Origin of the sequence: Streptomyces sp. NPDC046977, assembly GCF_040644455.1 — a bacterium.
Classification (GTDB): Bacteria; Actinomycetota; Actinomycetes; order Streptomycetales; family Streptomycetaceae; genus Actinacidiphila.
Genome location: NZ_JBEYWO010000030.1, coordinates 1 through 24,383 on the forward strand (window position 1 = coordinate 1; position 24,383 = coordinate 24,383).

Annotated in this window: 6 protein-coding genes; 3 read left to right on the forward strand and 3 right to left on the reverse strand. The window is 72.9% G+C overall.

From position 1 onward, the window contains the following. Positions 1–81: 81 nt before the first annotated feature. Positions 82–390, reverse strand: a complete 309-nt coding sequence (locus ABZ883_RS33935; RefSeq protein WP_360913134.1) for a hypothetical protein — start codon at positions 388–390, stop codon at positions 82–84. 50 nt (positions 391–440) lie between these two features. Continuing rightward, positions 441–1,310: a hypothetical protein gene (locus tag ABZ883_RS33940; protein WP_360913135.1), complete on the reverse strand. Its 870-nt coding sequence runs from the start codon at positions 1,308–1,310 to the stop codon at positions 441–443. A 179-nt stretch (positions 1,311–1,489) separates the two neighbouring features. On the opposite strand from ABZ883_RS33940, the gene ABZ883_RS33945 reads away from it, so the two are divergent. The 3 genes from ABZ883_RS33945 to ABZ883_RS33955 all read left to right on the forward strand — a co-directional run bounded on the left by ABZ883_RS33945 (position 1,490) and on the right by ABZ883_RS33955 (position 23,317). Next, positions 1,490–19,972, forward strand: a complete 18,483-nt coding sequence (locus tag ABZ883_RS33945; RefSeq protein ID WP_360913137.1) for a hypothetical protein — start codon at positions 1,490–1,492, stop codon at positions 19,970–19,972. A 96-nt stretch (positions 19,973–20,068) separates the two neighbouring features. Beyond that, positions 20,069–22,597 (forward strand): right-handed parallel beta-helix repeat-containing protein, encoded by a 2,529-nt coding sequence (locus ABZ883_RS33950; protein ID WP_360913139.1) that lies wholly within the window; start codon positions 20,069–20,071, stop codon positions 22,595–22,597. Positions 22,598–22,639: 42 nt separating this feature from the next. Next, a complete protein-coding gene (locus tag ABZ883_RS33955; RefSeq protein ID WP_360913141.1) occupies positions 22,640–23,317 on the forward strand; it encodes a hypothetical protein in 678 nt (225 codons plus the stop codon). A 128-nt stretch (positions 23,318–23,445) separates the two neighbouring features. Here ABZ883_RS33955 and ABZ883_RS33960 read toward each other — a convergent pair whose 3' ends face one another. Beyond that, the gene (locus tag ABZ883_RS33960; RefSeq protein ID WP_360913143.1) at positions 23,446–24,222 is read right to left on the reverse strand and encodes a calcium-binding protein; all 777 of its coding nucleotides are present in this window, start codon (positions 24,220–24,222) and stop codon (positions 23,446–23,448) included. Positions 24,223–24,383 lie beyond the last annotated feature (161 nt).

Consider the following 24,383-nt stretch of genomic DNA (forward strand, 5'->3'; position numbering starts at 1 on the left):
CTGTGACCCGGCGTGCCGTTCGGTGCGGCCGATGCCGTGCCGACACGAGAGTGGGCACGCCGGGTCACGGCTGTGCGACGGTCAGCTGTTGCCCTGGAGGCTGCTGCTGATGCCCTGGTCGAACTGGATCGCGTTCTCCTTGATGCCCTTGAACATCTCGGAGAAGTCGTTGATGCCCTTCACCGCGGCGAGCAGGCTGGTGTCGAAGTTGTTGTAGGTGGTCCGGATGACCTCACTGGACTGCTGGAACACCATGCCGTCGTCGACGAGCGCGTTGACCTGGTTGCGCAGGTTGCTCAGGGTCGGGAGCAGGTTCTCGTGCGCGTTGTGGAGGAGGTTCACGACCTCCTCGATCTTGGCGTAGTCGAGGTTGATGCCGTTGTAAGCCATGTCGTCCTGTCTTTCTGGGATGGGGTGGGGGGAAGCCGCAGGGGATGCGGTCAGGCGATGCTCGGCCGGGTTCCGCCGCCGCTGCCGCCGCCGGTCGGGCGCGGGGGCGGTTGGTGGCCGCCGCCACCATCGCCGTCGTCCGGGTCGTTGCCGCCGACCTGCACCCAGTCCGGCTGCTTTCCGTCGGTGCCCTTCGGGCCGCGGGTGTACTCGGTCTTGTCACCGTCGCTGTTGGTGACGACCATGCTCCCGCTGCCGTCCGTGTTGAGGTTGGTCTCCGAATGGACCTTGGACCCGTCGGGGTAGGAGGTGTCCGTCGTGTAACTACGGCCGTCGTTGCTGTAGTTGGTGACGGAGGTGTACGTCTTGCCGTCGTAGGTGACGGTGGACTCCTCCTTGATCACGTTGCCCTTGTCGTCCACCGTCAGATGCGTGTGGACCTCGCCGCGCTCGGTCTTGATGTTCTGGTCCAGCGGGGGCTGGCCCGGGTCCGTGGCCGAGCAGAAGTCCGGCATCGAGCCGTCAGGACCGGGCACGCACTGGTCCATGTGCTTCTGCTTGTAGTCCCACAGGTCCTTGTCGCGGTAATAGTTCTGCAGGGCGAGGTTGCTGCCCGTGATGCCCATGCCCTGGGCCAGTTCCGAGTCGAACGACAAGAACGCCTCGCCGACCGAGCCGAAGGCGCCCGCCAGCTCCTTGATGCCCTTGTCGGCCCGGGTCATCGTGGACTGGGCGTTGTAGTAGAAGCTGCTCAGCGCCGAGGCCAGGCCGGCGTCACCCAGCACCGAGGTGCCGTCGCCCCCACCGAGCTGGGCGAACAGCCCGGTGTCGAAGAGCGGACCGATGCCGCTCGCCAGGTTTTCCAGGTCGGTCTTGGCGTCGTTGAGGACGTCGTAGTCGATCTTGAGTTTGTCGGGCAAGAGGGCCTCCCGGTACCCCGTCGAGACTCCGGTCAGCAGGACCACGCGCGACCGGCCCGCACGGTTCACCACCCGGCGCTGTTGTAACGCAGGTCACGTGAACCGCACCCCGTACTCGTGCGTGGTCCGGGTGAGGGAACCGCCCCCGCCCCGTCCTGTCGTTTCCGGGAGGAACACCCATGGCACGCCCGACCGACTGGGACGCGATCGGGCTCTCCGGGGACCCCACTCCGGGCGACCCCGACCAGATCAGGCAGCTGTCCACCGAGCTGAAGACCATGGGCGACAACGCCCGGGACATCAGCGCGGCCATCGACGCGGTGATGAACATCGCGGGCGACAGCGTCTTCGTCGGCCAGGCCGCCGACGCCCTGCGCGGCAAGGTCGACAACCGGCTGCGCGGACACATCGAGGACGTCGCCCAGTCCTTCGAGAAGGCCGCGGACGCCCTCACCACCTGGGCGGACAAGCTCGTCGAACTCCAGGCCAGGGCCGACGGCGCGCTGAACGCCGGCCGCGGCCTGTCCGCCGACGACCCGCAGCGCGAGACGTACGCCACCACCGCCAGGGGCGCGGGCACCGAGCACGGCGAGGGGGCCGGCACCGCCGCCTCCAACATCAACGGCGTCGCCAACATCCAGCTCCCCATCTCCCAGTGCCAGGTGTTCTGGGAGGCCTTCCAGTGGCTCGCGATCATCCTGATCATCCCCGCGCTGATCTTCGGTGGCCCCATCGCGCTGCTCGCCCTCGGCGTCAACCTCACCCTCTTCATCAAGACCATCGTCGACTTCGCCAAGGGCGACGCCAACTTCCTCGACCTCTTCCTGGCCGGCCTCGGCATCATCGCCCCCACCACCAAGGCCCTGCCGATCTTCCAGATCATCAAGGCCGGTGGCACCGCCTTCGCCAAGGGGTTCAAGGCGATCGCGAGCACCGCCTTCCAGGCGCTGCGCAACCTCTTCACCAACGGCTTCCGCTTCACCACGATCATGCCGGGCCTGCGCGACTTCGTGCACCTGAGCACGACCTGGATCCGGGTCGGCGGCCTGTGGGTCATGCAGGGCATCCACAACCTGCCCGGCCTCGCCGGCATGGTCATCCAGCGGGGCGGCATCACCGTCATCCAGGGCCTGCGCGGCATCCCCGGCGTCGTCCGCGGACTGCCGGAGATCATCAGCGGCGGCCTCGCCGCCGGCTGGAAGGGCCTCGGCCGCGGCCTGACCATCGGCTGGGAGGGCCTGACCACCGGGGCCAAGGCGACCTACGACTTCGGCGTGCGCGAACTCGGCGGCGGCAAGTGGCTGCGGCTGCTGCTCCCCGTGGACGCGGGCGAGATCGGCCAGTTCGGCCTGGGCGGCGCCCTGCGCATCGGCTTCGTCGACCGCGGCCTCATGGGCCAGCACATCTTCGGCGCCCCCCTCGCCAACGCCGTCGGCCACGGCGTCAGCGCGGTGCCGATCCCGCACGGCGGCCCGCACGGCCTGGACGCGCTCGTCGACATGCCCCGCGTGGAGCTGGGCAACGTCCGGCTCGGCGACTGGGCCGGCGCCAACGCCGGCATGCGGCCCTTCGACCTCAACCTCGGCCCCGTCGACCTCGCGTCCGCGCTGCGCAGCCCCTCGCTCCACATGGGGAACGTCGGCGCCATCGGCGAGCGGTCCGGCCTCGGCTTCCACGCCTCGCGGCAGCTCGACGCCCTGGTCGACATCCCCAAGGCCCACCTGAACAACCTCGAGCTCAACGGCGGCTTCACCCCGCTCGGCGGCCGCACCGACGCCGGGCTCGGCGTCAGCGCCGCCTCCTCGGCGCCCTCCCTGCACTCCTCCGGCCTCTACCTGCCGGGCTCCGCCGGGGCCCCCGCCGTGCAGGGCGTCAACCTCGCGACCGGCACGCCCCTCCCGGGCACCGCGCACTCCGCGCTCACCGCGGTGCAGGCACCGCCCCCCGGCGCCGTGGGCCACCTCGACACGCTGCTGCCGGGCACCGCGGGCGGCACGCACAGCCCCGGGAACGTCCTGCTCGGCGGCGTGCAGGCACCGCCCCCCGGCACCGCCGCCGCGGGCAACCTGCTCACCCCCGGCACCCCCGGCGCCGGCAACGGCATGCTGCACTCGGCGGTCACCGGCGCCCAGGCACCGCCGCCGGTCACCGCGGCCGGCCACGACCTCACCGCCGGGATCACCCCGGGCGGCGCGGCCGCGGGCGGCCACGTACCGGTCACCGGGATCGGGCAGGCCCACCACGGCGCGAACGGCACCGGCGGCTCCGCGCTGGACCTGCTCGCGGCCGGCGGGCGCAACACCCCGCAGAGCCCCGTACCGGCAGGCACCGGGGCCCAGTTCGGCGACCGCGCCGCGAGCGCGCTGACCGCCAACCAGACCCGGCTCCACCTCGACGAACTCGTGCACACCCCGGGCTCCCCGCGCGCCGGTGCCGTCCCCGACCGGCTCGTCCCCGGAACCTCGGCCGCGAACGGCCCGACGCCCTCGCCGGTGCGCCTGCCCGGCGACATCCTCCCCCCGGTGGACGGCACCCGCGCCGCCGCCCTGGACCTCGTCGAGACCGGGCCGGGCGTGCGCCCCGCCGACACCCACGCCTTCGCCGGGGCCCCCGCCAAGACCGATGACGCCGGGCACGCCTTCGCCGGCGCCCCCGCGGGCAAGGGGGAGCAGCCCGTGCTCCCCGCGGCCGCCGATCTGCACGGCACCCCCGTCCGCCCGGGACCGGCCGGCCGGGGACCGCACACCCCCGACGGCACCCCGCCCCGCGTCACCGAACCGGCACCCGGCACCGCGGGCGCCGGGAAGACACCCGCGTCGGTGTCCGGCGGCGGCCATGTGCACTCGCACGACGCGGAGTTGTTCCACGAGGTCAACATCAAGCTGCGCAAGATGGGCCACGAGGACACGACGCCGGGCACCGTCAGCGCCTCCCGCGAAGTGCTGGAGAACATCCGCGGTGCCGGCTTCACCAAGGTCGACATCCGGGCCCAGGCCGACCAGCTCGCCGTGCACATCGCCGGCCCGGAACGCGGGCGGCTCCCGGGCGGCGTGCGGGAGACGGACCTCGGGCACGACGCGTCCCCGGCCCCGGGTACCGGCGGGCACCCCGCGCCGCCCGCCCCGCCGAGGCCTCCGCGGCCGGAGAGCGGCCTGCTCGACGGGCTCGACGACGTGGTCCTGGACGACACCGGGGCACCGGTGCGTTCGCGCTTCGACTTCGACGACGACTCGTTGCCCGGGTCCCCGGTCAGCGAGCACGGGACCGAGGACCTGGACGGCTTCTCGGAGTTCGTGGACCTGGTCCGTCCGCTGCGGCAGCACGTGGAAGCGGCCATCGACCACCCCGCGGCGAACATCGAGGTGGCGCTCGTCGCGAGCCCCGGAGGCCGGACCTGGCGCGAGTTCTCCGACGACGTCGGCCACGCGATGGTGTCCGTGCTGCTGCCCGGCGAGCACCGACCGCTCACGATCGGCTTCTACCCCGAGAACGGGCACCTCTTCGGCAGCCCGGGTGCCATCGTCAACGACGCCGAATACCTTCTCTCCGGGCACGTCCGGGTCCTGGGCACCTACCGGATCACCGCGGAGCAGCTGTTCGACGCGTACCGCTACGCGATGGCCAACTCCGGTTCCGTGTACGACCTGTTCCGCTTCAACTGCGTACGGTTCGCGGAGGGGTTCGTCTCCGCCGCGCTCGGGAAGTCCGTGGCGGACCTGTGGGTGGCGGCGCCGTACCGGCTCGTCGACACGATGCTGCACCGCGACGGCGCCTGGCACTGGGCGGACGGCACGGGTCCCGTGGCCAAGCTGACGGCCGACGACACCATCAGGTACCAGAACGCCTTCGGCGAGGTGGAGGACTGGCGGCTCCACAACGAGGGCCGGTTCCAGGCCGCCACCGACCAGGCGAAGACCTTCGTGCTCTTCGACCACCAGCGTCCCCTGATCGACGGCAACCTCGCGACGGCCTCGCAGAAGGAACGTCTGTTCATCCTCGACCAGTTCGAGAAGATGATCACCCACACCATCCTCACCTCGGGTGACGACGCGGGACGACAGTTGTCGCGTCAGCTGGGCGAGTCGTACGGCACGCTCCGCCCGGGGCTGGCCGACCTGCCGGGCCCCTCGGTCGCCGCCCCCGCCGCCGGCGACTCGCTCACCGGGATCGGGCGTGGCTCCGTGGGCAGCACCCCGGACACGGTGCCGAGCCCCGGCCCGTCGGCCGCGGGCGACTCGGCCGGACACACGCCGGAGTCCCTGGTGCGGTACCCGTCCGACGTGCAGCACCTGTTCGGCGAGATCGACGACATGCTGCAGGACATGGGCCTGTTCCGGCACTCGGTGGACGATCTGGCGGGCGGCTCGCCGCCGTTCGCGCACGGCACCGACACGGGCCTGCCCGGCGGCACGGGCCATGACGTCCGCGGGGCCGGCGGGAACGACGTCGGACGGTTCATGGACGACACGCTGCCGGTGCGTCAGCACCTGGAGCACGCGATAGCCGACCCCTCCGCCGACATCCGGCTGGTCGTGGGGACCGACGGCACGACAGGCGCCCGTTCGCTGACCGTCCGGCTGCCGGGCCGGGACGCGCCGGTGCCCCTGGGCCCGGGCGCGCCGGGCGACCTCGGTGCCGTCCGCGGCACCCTCGACGGGACCCCGTCGGGCGGGCCGCACGCCCTGGAGGAGCACCGGATCACGGCGGCGCAGCTGGAGAACGCCTACCTGTACGCGGCGCGGAACCTGCCGCTCGCGCACACCGACGCGGGCCGGTTCACCGACGGGTTCATGGACGCCGTGTTCGACGCGCGGCCCGGTGCGCACGAGCCCTCGACGGGCGCGCCGGTCCACGACGCCCCGGACGCGCCTCCCGCGGTGGCGGGCAAGGGGAAGGCCGCGTCGCCCACCGGGACCGGCACCGTGGACCTGCCCCACACGGGATCGCCCCACGGCGGCCCGGGCGGAGGCTCCGTGGACGAGCTGTCGCACATCGACTCCGCGACGGCCATCACGGACGCGCGCCGCGACCTGATCAACGCCCGGATGGTCCGCGACGACCTGCAGACGCGCTACGTGGAGGGCCTCGGCACCTCGGCGGAGGTCGACGGCGTCCGGTACCTCGAATCGTGGGAGCAGGTCCGGCAGGCCGACGCCGCGCTGACCCAGGCCGAGGCCCACTGGTCCGAGGTGACGGGAGGCGCTCCGCTCCCCGAGGTGCAGTCGTACCGCGGACGCGGGCTCGGCGGCGGCGCGCCGCAGCAGACCGGCGACCTGGTGCCGCCGCCCGCTGGGGCCCATCCGGTGACGGCGGGCGACGACTTGGCGAATGCGGGCCCCTCGGGCTCGCACCAGCCGGAGCCCCTGCCTCCGGTCGACAACCGTTCGGTCGTCGGTGTCCCGGGGCAGGACGGGTTCGTCGTGCGTGCCGAGCGCGGCAAGGCTCCGGAGCTGGTGGGGAATCCGGTGGCGGGCGGGCACCGCTTCGACGTGGTGCAGGACGGCGCGCAGTTCACCGCGCGGGAGCTGGACGGCGGCGGCGCGGTCGTCCGCAGCTGGACGTACAAGCGGGTCGGGCCGCGCGTGGGCCTGTCCCATGAGACGGTGCCGCTGTCCGGCGGGCCGTTCGGCGGTTCCCCGGTCATCATCAGCGGTACTGCTGTGCGGGACATGTCGGTCGACGGTTCGGCGTGGCCGGCGAAGCTGGTCGGCGGCGGTGAGGTCCATGTGGCGTCGCCGCTGGGCAATCAGGTCTACGACCGGGTGACCGGTACTTTCATCAGGACCGAGACGTCCGGCCGGCCGCCGGTGGCGGTGCCCGGGAGTGTGCCGCCGGGTGAGGCCGGGAACTGGACCGCCGCAGCGGACCTGGCCCGCGTACATCTGGGCAGGGCCGTTGTGGACAACGACCTGAAGTTGTTCATGCAGAACGTGATCGGTGGTGCCTTCACGTCGAAGAAGGGCTACGGGGGCTACCTCAACGCGGGTGTCCTGGACGCGAATCCGGGCCTGATCGGCAAGGTCGAGGAGTTCAACCAGCTCACCAGGGGCTTGCTGCACGAGGGTGCGAACGAGCCGATGACGGTGTGGCGAGGTGTGGCGATGGACCCGCACGCGGCGCGTGCCGATGTGTTCATCGAGCGGCTGCCCGCCTCCACGTCCAACAACCGCGGCTTCCAGGCGGAGTGGGCGAAGAACGGCGTCAACAGCAACCGCGTGGTCTTCGAGATCGAAGTACCGGCGAACCACGGCAAGCTGGCGATGGACTACCCGCCGGGCTACGAGCGGGCGTCCGACGATGTCGCGGTCGCGCTGAGCGACCAGTCGGAGGTGACGCTCTCCCCGACCAGGCTGGTACGGACCGGCGAACCCCGCGTCGAGCCGGACGGCATCACCGTCATCCCGGTCCGTGCGGAACAGATCCCGACCGGCGAGCTTCCCAAGTTGCTCCGTGAGGAGTGGCAGGGGCTGGCGTCGGGGACGGCCTTCGAGGACTTCGGCCGGGCCTTCGAGCAGGGCGCGGTGCGACGCTGGGAGGGCCTGGGCGACGCGATCGTCCGGACCGAGGGCACGAATCCGGATGTCAAGGAGTTCGTGGTCAGCCGACCCGGCTATGCGGACGAGCTGACCGTGACCGTCACCCACCACTCGAAGCAGAACGCGGTCGAGGTGAAGATCACCGGCGGCGACCGGGCGTTCACCAAGCAATGGAGCGGTACGGACTTCAGCAACCTCGCCGCCGACCTGCGCGGCACGGTGCTGCACAACAACGATCTGTTCAACCCGCTGCCCATGCCCGCGTCCTGGCAGAAGGCGCACACCGCGACCGCGGTGCGCACCGAGCTGTCGCGGGAGACGGACCTGTTCCACACGGTGAACCTGGAGCTGAAGAAGCTCGGTCAGGGTGCGGTGACCCGGGCGGAGTTCGACACGGCGTTCCATGCGGTGCAGGACCGGCTGGGCACGGTGGCGGACCGGCTGACGGTGCGGGCGTTGTCGCAGGATGTGACGGCGCAGGTGCTGGGGCACGAGTTCCCGCGGCTGCGGGGTGGCATGCACCCGACGACCGCGGGCGACGACCTGGCGACGGGCGGCCCGTCCGGTTCCGGCTCGCACCAGCCCCCGGCGGCGCCCGCCGCGCACACTCCGGTCGACCTGACGCCGCTGAACAACGCCCTGGAGGGGCACGCCGGCGCGGCGAGCAAGCTGCGCCAGGCCGAGAACGACCTGGCACAGCTGTCGGACAACCACCCGAAGCTGTCCGACAACCAGATCAAGGTGGCCGACGCCGTCCGGAACGACCGGCAGGCCACGGCGGTGCTCGACGGCGCCGTGGACGACCTCATCGCCTCCCGGAACCTCAGCCAGGTCGAGCTCAACAGCCTGGTCGACCGGCTCGCCGGTTCGGGCTACGTGGACCACGCCGTCCGGCTCCGCACGCACGGCGACGAGCTCGACCACTTCGCCCGCACCCCGCAGGGCGCCGGCCGTCCCGACCAGGGGGTCTGGACCGGGCCGGAGATCAGGACGCAGGCAGGCGAGGTGCGCGTACGGGTCGCCGACCTCGAGAACGCACTGCTGCCCGGCTCCTCGGCGGGCCGCACGGAGCTCCAGGGCCTCGTCGACGAGCTCAGGGGTTCGGCCGGCCGGCTGGGCGTGATGACGGACGGATTTGTCAAGGACGCCGCCCGCTTCGGCGGCGCGTACGCCCTGCGCGCCGAGAACAAGGCGCTCGTCGTCGCAGCGAACCACTACGTGAAGCTCGTCGACGACGCCCTCGCCGCGGCCCGGCCGGGGGAGGCAGTGCCCCTGCCCAGGCCGTTCGACGTCGGCAAGGCGGCCCGCGGACTGTCGGGTCCGGCTGTCGACTTCGTCCGCAGGTACCGGGTGTGGGGCGCGTACAAGGACGTACCGACGGGCCATCAGTGGACGAAGGTCCTCCCCGACGTCGAGGGGAAGTGGGCGCAGGCGATCGGGGACTTCCCCCACAACCTGACGCCCACGCAGAAGGGGGAGTTCGTCAAGAACCTCTCCGGCCGGAACATCCGGGTGCTGCGGGAGGAGTTCGACGCCCTGCTCGGCAAGCTGGACGCCGGTGACGCCCAGGCCCTGCGCGATCTCCGCGCCCGGGTGGAGAACCTCCCGCACCACGTCAAGCACGCGACACCGGCCTACCACACCATGGCCAACAGCGGTTTCATGATGTCGCAGGGCGAACTGGAGCGCCGTGGCCTGAAGTTCCTCGCGTCCGGCAAGAGCTCGGTGAAGAACACGTCCAACCTGGGCAACGACGACTTCGTGTTCTTCCGGATGGAGTCCGGCAAGGCCCCGATGCAGACCCGGTACGGGCCCACCACCATGATCTTCGACGCCAAGGTGCTGGAGGAGAGAGGCGGCTGGGTCTCCCTGCACGACCAGCTCAACCCGCTGGACCGGCCGACCATGAAGAACCTGGAGTTCGAGGGGAAGAAGGTCCGCGCGGCCGACTTCGACGATGGCTTCAGGGGAACGGGCGAGCGGGCCCAGTGGACCTACACGTACCCGGACAAGTCCACCCGTACGGTCTCCTTCGAGCAGGAGGTCTTCCACGGCGCGGAGGTGCGGGAAGGGCTCGCGCTGTCGGTGGTGCGCGAAGTGCAGTCCATCGGCGGTGACTTCAAGGCCCATGCGCTCCGCGTCATGGACAACCCGGACGAACTGGGCAAGGTCGTCTCCGATCTGTTCCGCCCTGAGGCGAAGTTCGGCGGCAACCTCCCCTTCACGCCCCTGGGGTCCGAGGTCTCCGGGCGCTGGGCCGGGCTCGTGGACGTCCACAACCCGGCGGGCGACGGCCGGTACCTCCCGGACGGCACTGTCGACCCGTACGCCCGGGCCGCGGGCAAGCAGCACGACGAGGCGCTCGACAAACTCCGCCAGCTGGAAACCGGCGTCAACACCGGGCACAACAACTCGTACAGGTTCAACCTGCGCAAGGCGGAGATGCACGCCGAGCAGTCGGTCGACCTGACGAGGAAGTTCCAGAGCACGGCCACCGGTGACCGCCTGCTGATGGCCGACAAGCTCCTCGCCGAGCGCATCGAGCTGCTCGACGACATCAAGTCCCGGCCGGCCTCCCCGCCGCAGGCCGCGCCCCCCGTGCAGCCTCCCGGCGCCGCCGTCGCGAGTGCGGAGGAGCTGCTGCAGCGTCCGGCGGCCTGGGTGGAGGGCGCGCTGAACGACGCGGCGAAGGAGGCCTTCAAGAAGGCGCAGACGGAGGCGGCGGCGATCGGGGGGAAGAGCCCCAAGCCGGTGAAGGTCACCCCCCACATGGTGTCGGTGGGCAAGGTGCTGGCCCACTCCGACGGGTTCCGGCCGCTGCTGAACTCCAAGGTCGACCTGGAGACCCAGGCAGCGTTCGGGCTCAGCAAGAACCAGTTCTCCAAGGCCTTCTCGGGCTTGAAGGATCTCGATCTCGTCAGGGGCGCGGACGACGGGCTGCATCTGACGGACACGGGACGCGGATGGCTGCTCCCCCCGGGCACGGCGACCGACGTCCTCCCGCCGGCACCCTCGGGCCCGGGCGTCGCCCACGACGCGCCCACGCCCCCCGCCGTCGCCCACGACGCGACCACGACCCCTCCCCCCGCCGGTACGCACGGCGGCGCCGACCCCTGGGCCCGCGACACCCGTGCGGTGGACGAACTCCTCGGCGGGGAGGGACGGCCGGCCCGGCAGCACTACGCGGACCTCACCTCCGCCCGGACCGACCTCGGCAAGGCCGAGGAGGGGCTGCACGGCACCGAGGCCGGCACCTCGCAGCACGTCAGCGCGGTCGACCAGCACCACCAGGGCGAGGTGCTGGCGGCGCGCGGCCGGGAGGCGGACGCCTTCCACCAGCTCCAGGACACGGGCGTCGACCCGCTCGCCGTCGACGGGCGGATGCAGGAGCTCAACCACCAGGCGGCCGTCGAGCGCGGCGTGCTCAACGCGGGCAGCGGCGGGAACGTCCCGCGGGGGCACGTGCCGGTGTCGACGCACGAGACACCCCTGTTCAACAGCGCCGTCAGCGGGGAGAACGGTCTGCTGATCCAGCGGAGCGTCTGGGGGAACGGCGACCGGACCCACCAGGTGCTGGGGAACGACCTCGCGGCGCACCCCGACTACACGGTCACCGTGCGCCGGGACGGCGGCTTCGACGTCCGCCACGCGCCCAGCGACTCGATCGCCACGTACAACGACAGCGGCCTGCGGATCGCCCACGACCTCCCCCTGGTGGACGCCGCGTACAACCCGACCGGTTCGCGTCTGCACGTCGAGCTGAACGGGCGCGGGCACGCCACGGACGCCACCGTCACCGGCCCGGGCGGGCAGCACTACGGCGTCGAGCTGTTCCGCGGCGACGTCGTGCGCGTCACGGACGAACTGGGCACGGCGACCCGCTGGACGACCGACGGCCGTCCGTGGGACGTGCTCGGGCAGCTCGACGGCACCCTGGCGAAGCACACCAAGGCCGTCGAGGAGCTCCAGGGCGTCGAGCAGCAGCTCGCGCAGAAGACGGAGGCGGCGGGGAAGGACGGCAACGCCGTCACGGACACCGCGCTGGAGAAGAAGGTCACCGACTTCCGCGGCAAGGAGACACTGGCGCGGCAGGCGGTGACCGACGCCCTGCAGGACCTGATGGACGCGCGCTACCTGGCCCAGGACGAGGTGAACCACCTCGTCGAGCGATTCGCCGGCCTCGGGGACATCGAGCACGCCGAGATGCTCCAGGCCCACGGCCGGCAGCTCGACGCACTCTCGCGCGCCACGACGGGCGAGGAACCCGGGCGGCTCTGGCAGCGGATCTGGACCGGCCGGGAGATCACCGACCAGTCCGCCGAGGTCGAGAACCGCGCCGTCCGGCTGTACGACGCCCTGCGGGCCGATCACCAGGTGCCGCCCGGTCAGTTGCGGATCATGGCCGGGGAGCTGCGCGCGGCCGCGGACGACCTCGACACCGGACTGCGGGGCTTCGTCAAGGAGGCCGCCGGCTTCGGCGGCGTCTACGGACTGCGCAACGCGCACACGCCGTGGGCGGCCGTCGGCCGGCACTTCGCGAAGCTCGTCGACGAGGCCGCAGAGGCCGCGCCGCCCGGTGCGCGCGTCACGGTGCGCAATCCCACGCACCCCCAGCTCACCTTCGCTCCGCGTGAGGCGGTGGACCGGACCCGCGCGCTGACGGACATGGTCCGGCAGTACCGCACCGACGAGGCCTTCAAGGCGGTGCCGACCGGCACCCAGTGGAAGGCCGTCTTCCCGGGCACCGAGGGTCAGTGGACCTCGGTGTTCGGGGACTTCGGGAAGCTGACCCCGCAGCAGCAGACGGCCTTCGTCCGCACGCTCTCCGAGACCAACGTCCGCAACCTGCGCGGCGAGGTCGACAGCCTCCTGGCCGCGATGCCGGACCCGTTGCGCGCGCAGTTCGTCGAGCTGGGCAAACAGCTCGACGCGGTCCCGTACCACGTCAAGCACGCCACGCCCGCCTACCGCGCCATCGAGAACAGCGGGCAGATGGCGTCGCAGGGCGAGCTGGGCCGACGCGGCCAGAAGTTCTACGCCTCCGGCAAGAGCTCGCTCAACAACACCTCGAACCTGGGCAACGACGACTTCGTGTTCTTCCGGATGGAGTCCGGGGACGCCCCGATGCAGACCCGGTACGGGCCGACCACCCTGGTCTTCGACGCCAAGGTGCTGGAGGAGCGCGGCGGCTGGGTCTCCCTGCACGACCAGCTCAACCCGCTGGACCGGCCGGCGATGCAGAGCCTGGAACACGGCGGGAACAAGGTCCGCACCGCGGCGTTCGACCCGGGAGCCACGGGCACCGGGGCACGTAGCCGGTGGACGTACACCTATCCGGACGGCAGCACACGCCGGGTCTCCTTCGAGCAGGAGGTCTTCCACGGCGAGCACGTCCGTGAGGGCATCACGCTGTCCGTGATGCGTGAAGTGGCCTCCATCGGGGGCGACTTCCAGAAGCACGTCCTCGGGCTGCTGGGCACGCCGGACGAACTGGGCCGGATCGTCACCAGGATGTACCGCCCCGAGGCCAAGTTCGGCGGCAGCCTGCCCATCACCGCCGAGGGCGCCGTGGCACGCGGGGAGTGGCCCACCCCCGTGAAGGTCTGGAACGCGGACGGCGACGGCCGCTACTTCCCGGACGGCACCGTCGATCCGGTCGCCCGCGCCTCCGGCAAGCAGTTCGACCTGGCCTCCGACCGGCTGCGCCAGGCGGAGAGCGGTCTGGACAACATCGAGAAGACCCGCCGGCACCCGGACCTCGACGAGACCGAACGTGCCACGCGCATCACGCGCATCGAACGCAATGTGCGCTTCAACCTGAAGAGTGCGCGTCAGCACGTCACGACGTCGCTCGAACTGACGCAGCGCTTCCACACGTCCGCGGAGGGGGCGCGCAAGGAGCTGGCGCAGCGGCTGCTCGATGAACGAGGCGGGCTGCTGGGCACGATCGAGGAGAAAATGGGCCTGCGGAAGCCGGCGGTCCAGCCGCCGTCCCCCCAGGTTTCGGATGCCGCGATCAACGCCGTACTGCCGGCCGCCACGGACGACATGCGCAAGGTGATCCGGGTCCTGCTCGAACACGACGGAAGCATCACCTTCGACAAGTTCGACGGCCCCAGCATCCAGAAGGCCTTCGGCATCGGCCGCAACAGGGTGAACAACGCCATCAAGGCGATGTTGGAGCATGCCTTCCAGCACAGCGGCCACAAGGTGATCGGCCTGAGTGAGGACGCCCGCGCGCTGTTCCTGTCCACGCCCGCGACGCCCGACGTCCCGGTGGCGTCCTCGTCGCTCGGCGCGGCCACCCGCGAGGTTCCCGCCCCCGCCCCCGCGAGCGGCTCCGGCCTGTCGCACACCGCGGACGTACTCGCGCCGCCGAAGGCGGTGGACGACGTGCTGTCCCGCCCCAGCGTGCTGGACGACCTCCTGGCCGGCCCGCGGGACGGCGGTCCCGCCCGGCACCTGGAGGAGACCGGCCCGCTCGGCGGCGGCACGGACGTGACGCCTCCCCTGAGGCCGCCGGCCGAATTCCCGTCCCGCCCGGCGCTGGTCGACGAACTCGTGGTCCGGCCGGAGGGCAACTCCGGCCGCCCCGGCGTGTCCGACCCCACCGTGCACACCGGGGCCGGGGCCGGATCCGCGCGGCCCGCGCACGCGGATCTGCTGGACCCGGACGTCTTCCGGAACCGGACCGCGACCAGGACGGGCATCCGCGGCCAGTCGCAGATCCACGCCGTGGACCAGGCGCTGAACGACCTCCGGCGCGTCCCCGAGACCGACTTCGCCCGGCGGGCCGACGCCCTGGACCGCGTGGTCACGGCGGCCGACGAGTTCCTGCGCGTCCGGCCCGGCTCGGACCGCGCCCCCGGCGTCCGGGACCTGCGGACCCAGGCCCGGGACGAGGCGGCCGTCTACCACGCGCTGGACGACGTCCACCAGGGCGGAACGGGCGACCTGGCGCGCGGCGCCCGGTCGCTGCTGTCCGGCGACACCCTGCGCGCGAGCACCCGCGGCCGCCTCGACGGGGCTCTCACCTGGGTCGCCCGGGCCGAGGAGTCCGCGCACCCCGCGCCCTGGGCCTCCGACTACCGTGCCGTCGATGACCTGCTCGGCGGGGAGGGGCGGCCGTTCCGGGAGCACTACTCCGACCTCACGTCCGCCAGGACCGACCTCGGCAAGGCGGAGGACCACCTCCGCGGCGGCGAGGCGGGCACGTCCCAGGGCGTGAGCGCGGTCGACGCGCACACCCGGGGCGAGGTGCTGGCGGCCCGGGAGCGGATGCAGTCCGCGTACCACAACCTGCGGGACACGGGCCTGGATCCGCACACTGCCGACCAGCGGATGCACGCGATCAACGAGCGGGCCGCCGTCGAGCGCGGCGTGGTCAACGCGGGCGGTGGCGGCGGTTCGTCGGAGGCCGTGCCGGTGGCGACGGTCACGACCACGCTGTCCGACCCCGGCCCGGCCGGGTCCCAGGGGCTCACCATCGAGCGGAACACCTGGGCGGACGACAGCGTCACCCACCGGGTGGTGGACCAGCACTCCGTCCCCGACCCGGACCGCACGGTCACCGTCCGGGAGGGCGGCGGCTTCGATGTCCGCCACACCCCCACCGACACGGTCGTCACGTACGACCAGGCCGGCGTCCGGATCGCGGAGGACCTTCCGTTGCGCGGCGCCGACCTGCAGCCGAACGGAATGCGGCTCCAACTGCGCATCGGCGGCGACGGGCACCCGGGCAACCCCCGGGTCACCACCGCCGGGGGGCAGCCGCCGCACGCCGTCCTCCTGAACGACGGCCATGTGCGCGTCACCGACACCGGAACCGGGGTCACCACGCGCTTCACCGCCCAGGGCGGGCACGTCGACCAGGGGCTCCAGTTGACCGGCCGCACCGGCGTCCCGGCGGACGCCGACCGGGTGCTGATGACCGAGGGCGCCGGCCACCACGTCACCGACCTGCACGGCAACCGGCTGCCCGGCACCGTCACCGATCTCGGCGCCGGCAACGGCTTCCGGGTCACCGACGACGCCACCGGCGCCTATGCGGCGCACGGCGTCGACGGCCGGCTGGGGGAGACCGGTGTGGCGCTCGCCGACGCGCGGGGTGCGCGGGGCAACCTGCTCGTGGCGGATCGCCCGGGCGGGCAGGTGCTGACGGACGCGGGCGGTGCGCTGCGCGGGGAGCGGCTGAGCGTTCTGCCGAACGACGCCGGTTTCCGTGTGACGGACGACGTGACGGGCGCGACGACGCGCTACGGCGTCGACGGCCGCCCGGTGGAGACCGGTGTGGCGCTCGCCGACGCGCGGGGTGCGCGGGGCGACGTGTTCGTGGCGGATCGCCCGGGCGGGCAGGTGCTGACGGACGCGGGCGGTGCGCTGCGCGGGGAGCGGCTGACGGTCCTGCCGGACAACGCGGGTTTCCGTGTGACGGACGACGTGACGGGCGCGACGACGCGCTACGGCGCCGACGGCCGCCCGGGGGAGACCGGTGTGGCCCTCGTCGACCCGGCGACGGGCACGCGCAGCGGCCGGGTCGCGGTGCCGAACGCACAGGGCGGCCACCGGCTCACCGACGAGGCCGGTACTGCGCTGGACGACGCGGTCACCACGCTGCCCCGCAACCAGGGCCTGCGGATCGCGAACCGCACGGGATACGACACCTTCGGGCCCGACGGCGCCGTCACCGGCGACGGCCTGCGGCTCACCGGACGTGACGGCCGCCCTGCCGGCCATGTCGACCGCCCGGTGGGCGGCGCGGCCCGATGGCTGGACGACGCGTTCGCCGCCGACGCGGGCCGCGCGCTCACGCACCGCGCGAACGGCGACTTCGAGATCACGCTGCCCGGTGGCGGCCGCGAGGTCTTCGACCGGACGACCGGGCGGTTCCTGGGGGACAGGACCCCGCTGGCCGGCGGCGGCCACCAGGTCACCGCGGCCGACGGCTCCTTCGGCCGCTACAACGGGACCGGCGTCCGCACCGCCGACGGCACCCCGCTGCCCGGCGAGCCCGGCGGCCGTGTCCTCGTCACCCAGCCGCCCACCGCGGCCGCCCCGCAGGCCGCCCGCTGGCTGGAGGACGGCGCGGGCAACCGCCTCGCGCACTGGGACGTCACCTTGCAGCAGAACGGCGCCGTGCGCGCCGAGTTCACCTTGCGCGGCACGCCCCGGCAGGGGGAGTTCGTCGAGGTCGCCGGTGACGGCACGCTCGCCCGGCAGGGCTTCAACGTCCTGGACAAGGGCCGGGCGACCGGCTTCCGGTACGAGGTGGACCACGTCGCCCACACCTGGCGGCGCACCGACGCCGCGGGCAACCCCGTCGGCAGCGGGTCCTTCCACCGCGGCGCCGTCGACCGCGCGGGGGAGGCAGGTGGCCGGGTGCGCCTGCTGAGCACGACGAAGGGGGCGGTCCCGGTCTTCGAGCGGCGGCTGCTGCCCGGCGGCGACGTGCTCGACGCGTTCCGCCGCACCGACACCATCCAGTTCGGCCGCACCAACCCCCGTACCAGCTGGGCGCGGTGGGACCACGGAGGCCGGCCGACCGGCTCCGGCACCCGGCACTACGACACCGCGGGCACCGGCTGGCGGGACAAGGTCGGCCTGCAGACGGTGCGCGAGTACCGCGACGGCCTGCAGAAGTACGACGGCCGGGCCGGTCACACGCTCGCCGAGCGCGGCGCCGACGGCACCTGGACCTGGCACCGCTACGACGGCGCCGCCAGGGAACTGGACCAGGGCCCGCGCACCCGGGACTTCCAGGACTCCGGCTGGACCGACCGCAACCGGGCCGGGGCGGTCGTCCAGCGGCAGTGGGGCATGGGCCGGCTGCCCGACGACGCCGGGCAGTACCAGGAATGGACGCTCACCCGGGACGGCACGCTGCCGGGAACCTGGGAGCGCCAGTCGCCGCACGGCAAGGAGACCGGCAAGCGCGAGGTGTTCGGCGACGGCCACCTCACCACCGAGCGCTGGCGCGAGCAGCGCCCGCCGTCCTGGGTCCGCAACGAGTGGATGCCGGGCGCGGGCCGTGCGGAGGCGCCGTTCGCGCACGTGCTCAGGGACGGCACCTACCAGATGTTCACCTGGGCCAAGGAGTCCCCGACCGCGCCCGGTTCGGGCGTGCGGTACGTCGGCTTCGACGGCGGCATCGTCGACCTCGCGGCCGACGGCTCCTTCGCCCGGTCGGTCACCAAGCTGCACGACGGCACGACCCTCAAGGCCGGCGACAACGCCCGCCCGCCCGCCGACGCCCACGTGCCCGGCGACGGGGACGTCCCGTGGGAGGCGGGCGGCACCAGCGGCTACCGCGTGCGGGTGGCGGACTCGCCGGACGGCATCGTCTGGCGGGACGAGTTCCTCGACGGGACCGGCCGGCTCAGGGTCGCCCGCGAGGGCCTGCCCGGCGGTGTCGTACGCGAGTACGCGGACCCGCCGGCGGTCGGCGACCCCGCGGGCCGCGGCACATGGGTCAGCCGTGACGCGCACGGCAACCTGACCGGACTGCAGCACCCGGACCCGACCGGCGCCCAGAACAGCTTCGTCCGCGGCACCGGGGGAGCGGCCTCGGTCCGCTGGACGTGGCAGCAACTGGACGGCGCGGGCACCGAACTCGCCGCGGGACGGCGGGAGTTCTTCCGCGGCTCGCACGACGCCCGGATGCCCTTCGACGACTCCTACCGGGACTTCGACCGGCAGGGGAACCTGGTCCGCGAGCGCCGCATGCTCGACTCCGGCCGCTACGTGGACGCCTGGCGCGACCCGGCCCCCGGCGGCAACGGCTGGCTGACCGCCAAGTTCGAGCGGAACGGCACGCCGGTGAACCCCGGGGCGGGACAGCAGATCCGCACCTGGTGGAACGGGCGCGGCTGGCAGGACCAGTGGACCACCGGGGCACGCCACTTCCGCGACGAGCTCGTCCCGCCGCCCGGCCAGAACGGCGTGCAGCCCGCCGCCGTCAGGCTCCGCGAGACGCCGGTGCACTCCGGCGGCCCGCTGCGGGTGCGCGAGTTCGACACGAACGCGGCGACCGCGCACTCGGTGTGGAAGGAGTTCGACCACGGCGCGGTGGTCCGCCAGCGCGCGGTCGAGGGCCAGGGATTCCTGGAGACCGACGCCTGGCGCGGGCAGTGGAACCGCTACGACGGGGGCGGTCGGCTCGTCGCCCAGCGCACCGACAACGGCCTGGTCTTCGAGACCGACGCACTCGGCCGGATGCGGCTGGTCGGCAACGAGTACGACTTCCGCGGCCCGCTGACCGAGATCCGCGGCTGGGGCCGCCGGGTCCGCGAGGCGCAGCGCATGCCGTGGTCCGGCACCGCCCTGCCCGAGGGGCCGGGCGCGGGCGCGGCGGTGCTGCGCGAGGCCCGCTACCAGCCGTACTGGCAGACGGTGGCGTACAAGGCGGCCCTGGAGTTCGGCCAGGAGTTCATCCTGGAGTTCGGCGCCAACCTGATCGTCAACGGGATCGTCGCCGCCGTCCAGAACAAGCCGTTCACCGGCAAGGACGCCCTCAAGGCCTTCGCGAACGCCGCCGTCGGCGCGACGGTCAAGACCGGCCTGAGCACCGCGGCCCACGAGAACCGCGGCCCGTTCTTCCGCGACGCCGGCTCGTACAAGGCGGGCTGGGCCAACATCGACAGCGGCAAGCACTGGAACCGCCGGCCCGGCAACCACGACAAGAACTGGGCCAACGAGTGGGGCGGCAACGAGACCCCGACCCGCTGGCGCGGAGGCATGTACGACTTCACCTTCAGCGCCGGCAGCAGCGTCGTCTCCGGCTGGATCAACGGCAGCATGAACGCCGCGGTCTGGGGCATCACCAACGCCAACGGCGAGACGGTGTACCTCGACGGCGCCGACGCCTTCCTGGACGGTGGCATCAATGCCCTGGCGGCACTCACGACGGCGTCCTCCACCGCCCTGGTGAAGAACATCTTCGTGATGGGCGGCGGCAGCCGGCTGTTCCACCGGCAGGGCTTCGCGGAGTTCTGGATCCAGCTGCCGTTCAAGATCTTCGAGAAGACCATCCAGTCGCTGTACCTGACCAATCTCTACCGTGCGAGCATCGACCCGTCCTGGCGCCACCTCACGCCGCCCCCGAAGACGTCCACCGGCCAGAACAAGTAGGAGGACCGGCGGGAAGGGCAGTAGAAAGGGACCGGCACGCCGGTACGGCGAGTACAGCCAGCAGGACCAGCAGCAGAGCCAGTGAAGGATCCGGACATGACGCGTCACACCGTGGCCCCCAAAGGACAGGGCGGCAAGGGTGCCTTCCACCGGATCGCCGACGCGGTGCGCGCCGCCGCCGCCGGCGATCTGGTGGTGATCGCCCCCGGCACCTGGACCGAGGCCGTGGTGCTCGACCGCGCGGTCGTGCTCGCCGCGGAGCACGGCCGGGGCAGCGTCGTGCTGGCCGCGCCGTCCGGCGACCAGCCCGCGCTCACCGTCGACGGCCCCGACTGCGCCCTGCACGGCGTGACCGTGTGGGGCTCCGACGAGGGCGCCCCCGCGGTCGCGGTGCAGCCAGGTGCCGGGCTGGTCATGGAGGACTGCGCCGTCGAGGGCGGCCGGATCCAGGTCCGCGGCCCGGACGACGAGGAGGCCGGCACCACCGCGGTGATGCTGCGGCGCTGCCGCCTGGAGGGCGCCCGGCTCGCCGGCCTCTACCTCGCCGGAGGGGTCCGCGCGCAGGTGGAGGACACCGCCGTGACGGGCGTGGACGGCACCGGCGTCGTGCTGTCGGGATCGGCCCGGCTCGACGCCGTACGGCTGCGCCTGGGCCGCACCACGGGCTCCGGCATCCGGCTGCGCGGCAACGCGCGGCTGCGGCTCGCCGACTCCACGCTGACCGGGACCGGCCGGGCGGGGCTGCTGCTGGAGGACGGTTCCGAGGCGACGGCGGGCGAACTGCGCATCGAGTCGCCCGGCGCGGCCGGTGTGCACCTCACCGGGTCGGCACGCGCCGAACTCACCGACTGCCGCATCCGCGGGGCCGCCTCCGTCGGCCTCGCCGTGCAGGACAAGGCCCAGCTCAAGGCCACCGGCTGCGCCGTCGCCGACGCGGGCGCCAACGGGGTGCTGCTCAGCGGCACCGCCACCGGCCACCTCGCCGACTGCCGGATCGACGGCAGCGCCTTCAGCGCCGTGCACGCGTCCGGCACCGCCACCGGCCGGCTCGCCGACTGCCTCGTCCGCGGCGGCTCCGAGCACGGCGTCCACGCCGCGGGGGAGGCCCGCGTGGAACTCGCCGACTGCGGCATCCGCGATGTCGCCATGACCGGCGTCGCCGTGGCCGAGCAGGCCACCGCCACGGTCACCGGCTGCCGCATCGACGGCGCGGCGACCGGCATCGGCGTGGGCTCGGCCACCGGCACCCGGGTGGAGCGCACCACCGTGACCGGCACCAAGGAGATCGGCGTCCAGATCGCGTCCGGCGGCACCGCCGTCCTCACCGGGATACGGATCACCGGGGCGGGCGCGGCGGGCGTCGTCGTCGACAAGGGTGCCGACGCCACGGTCGACGGCGGTTCGGTGGAGGACTGCGGCGGCTCCGGTGTCGTCGTGTGGACCGGCGCCCGGCCCTCCGTCACCGACCTGCGGATCAGCGGCCCCGCCAAGAACGGCGTCTTCCTCGCCGAGGGCGCGGGCGGCACCTTCACCAGCATCGACGTGACCGGCTCCGGATTCCCCGCCCTGCACGTCGGCGCGTCCGCCGACCCGCTGTTCCGGCAGTGCCGGACCCGGGACTGCGCGGAGGCCCTCGGCACCGACGAGGGCGCCGCCCCGCGCCTGGAGGACTGCACCGCCGACGGCGTCCCGCTGACCTTCGGCTCCCCCGTCTCCGCGGCCCGGCCGGGCTCCCCCGCCGCGCCGCCCGCGGCACCCGGCGAGCCGCGCTCTTCGGCGTCCGCCGACGACCCGGAGGTGCCGGAGGAGCACCTGGAGGACCTGCTCGGCGAACTCCACGCCCTCGTCGGCCTCGACCGCGTCAAGCACGACGTCGGCTCGCTGGTCAAGCTCATGCAGACGGTCCGCCGCCGCGAGGAGGCCGGCCTGCCTGCACCGCCGCTCAGCCGCCACCTGGTCTTCGCAGGCAACCCCGGCACCGGCAAGACCACGGTCGCCCGGCTCTACGGCCGGCTGCTCAAGGCGCTCGGCCTGCTGCGCCGCGGCCACCTCGTCGAGGTCGACCGCACGGCCCTGGTCGGCGAGTACGTCGGCCACACGGGCCCGAAGACCACTGCCGCCTTCAACCGGGCGCTCGGCGGCGTCCTGTTCATCGACGAGGCGTACTCCCTCGCCCCGCTCGGCGCGGGCAACGACTTCGGCACCGAGGCCGTGGCCACCCTGGTGAAGCTCATGGAGGACCACCGGGACGACGTGGTCGTCATCGCCGCCGGCTACCCCGGCGACATGGACCGCTTCATCAGCTCCAACCCGGGCCTGTCCTCCCGCTTCGGCCGCACCCTGCTCTTTGAGGACTACGACGCCGGCGAGCTGGTCTCGATCGTCGAGCACCAGGCGGAGGAGCACCAGTACGAGCTGACGCCCGCCGCCCGCGCCGAACTTGCCCTGCTCTTCGAGCGGATGCCGCGCGGCGAGGGCTTCGGTAACGGCCGCTCCGCCCGGCAGACGTTCCAGGAGATGACCGAGCGCCAGGCCCAGCGCGTCGCCGAACTCCCCGCACCCACCCCGGAGCAGCTCATCAGCCTGGAGACCCAGGACCTCCCGGTCCCGGTGGTCCCGTCCTGACGGGCGGTACTCCCGCGGGCCGCCTGCTACCGGACGGTCGCCGTGGGCCCGTCGGGGTGCCGCTCGTACTTCTCCGACCCGGGCTGCGCGGTACGCCCGTACCCCGAGGGCACCCCGCGCCCCGGCCGGCCCGGTGAACCGGCCGCGCGGCAGGACGGCGACCGGGCGGTGCTGTCCTGGCAGCCGGTGCCCGGCGCCACCGGGTACCTGGTCCTCCGGGACTGGCAGGACGCCGCCCACCCCGGCACCCGGGTCCAGGACCAGCCGGTGACGGGCACCACCGTGACGGACACGGCCGCGCCCGCCGTCCGTTTCGGTGCCTACTACGCGGTGGTGGCCGTGGACGCCGACGGCGTGCGCTCCGAGGCGGCGGTGCTGCCGTGGACCGGCGACGGATACGTCAGCCACATGACGCTGGCCGCGAACGGCTCCGCCGACGGCGTCCGGCTCACGTGGGCGTGGGTCTGCCCGTACGACAGCGGGTGCCCGGAGCCGTACGCAGTCACGGTCCGGCGCTGGAACCCGGCCACCCAGGTCTGGGACGAGGTGACGCCGCCCCTTCCCGGCACCGCCGTGTCCTACCTGGACACCACCGCGCCGGCCGGTGCGACCTCCTCCTACCAGGTGCTGATCCAGGCCGAGGACAGCGAGGGCTCCCACTACGTGATCGGTGAGGGCGCCGTCCCCGGCACCCGCCCGGCCCCGCCCGCCGCGGGCTGACCCCCGCATCCTGTCCCGCCGGGGCGGAGAACGCCGAAGGGGCCCCACCGCTCACGGTGGGGCCCCTTCGGCGTTCCGGGGTGCTCACTCACGACGCCGGGCCGCGGCCCGGCGGGAGCGGCCGGGGGTTACTTGACGTCGACCCAGTCCGGCGTCGAAGCGACCGCCGGGGTGGAGCTGACACCGTCGAAGCTGTACCGCCAGTTGCCGTCGGCGGTGGCCTTGGCGGTGGTGGTCAGGTAGCCGGTGCTGGTGGACTTGACCCACTTGACCGTGGTCCAGGTGCTCGTGCCGGTCTTCTTGAACTGGAGCCGCACGCTCTGGCCGCCGAAGGGCGAGTAGCCGTGGGTCTGCCAGTCGGCACGGGTGAAGCGCCCGGTCACGGTGATCGTGCCGTTCTTCGCCACGGGCTCCGGCGAGGCGTTGACCGTCAGGCCGGCGGCACGCTGCACCTTGACGCTGGTGTAGGCGTCCTTGGTGATGAAGTCGCTGTCCTTGCCCTGGGCGCCCGCGAAGACCTTCCAGTACCCGGCCAGCGTGTTCGCGTAGAGGTCGGACTTCGGGTCGATCGTGATCGAGACGGAGCAGGACGAGCTGGTGGAGCTGAGCTTCTTGCAGGTGCCGTGCTCCGCGGTCGGACCGGCGAAACCGTCGGCCGAGTCCACGCTGTTCCCGTGCCAGAGGAAGGCGATGCCGTCGTTGATCCCCTTCGGGTCGGACCCGGTCACACTGATGACGACCTTCTTGGGGTTGGCGGTGCCCAGCACGATCGGCTGGCCCCCGTTGACAACCACCTTGGTGATCTTGGTGTCGCCGATGTGCTGGTCGGCGAGGGCCGCCGGAGCAGCCAGGGTCGAGATGGCCAGGACGCCGGAGAGTATGGCGACGGTGGCTCGCTTGCGCATGTGTCCCCCACAGTGAAGTACGCCCGCTGACCCTGACGGGTCGGAGTGAGAGCTCATCGTATAGATCCTGTGGAGGTCTTCTGCAGCGGGTCCGAGAGAACGTGACGAAGCCCTCGCCGGCCCCGGCGGCCGGGCACGCGGAAGGGCCCGCCGCGGACGGC

Bases quoted from the DNA above. Each gene is read 5' to 3' on its own strand.
- ABZ883_RS33960 (WP_360913143.1), bottom strand. From the start codon at position 24,222: ATGCGCAAGCGAGCCACCGTCGCCATACTCTCCGGCGTCCTGGCCATC.
- ABZ883_RS33950 (WP_360913139.1), top strand. From the start codon at position 20,069: ATGACGCGTCACACCGTGGCCCCCAAAGGACAGGGCGGCAAGGGTGCC.
- ABZ883_RS33945 (WP_360913137.1), top strand. From the start codon at position 1,490: ATGGCACGCCCGACCGACTGGGACGCGATCGGGCTCTCCGGGGACCCC.
- ABZ883_RS33935 (WP_360913134.1), bottom strand. From the start codon at position 390: ATGGCTTACAACGGCATCAACCTCGACTACGCCAAGATCGAGGAGGTC.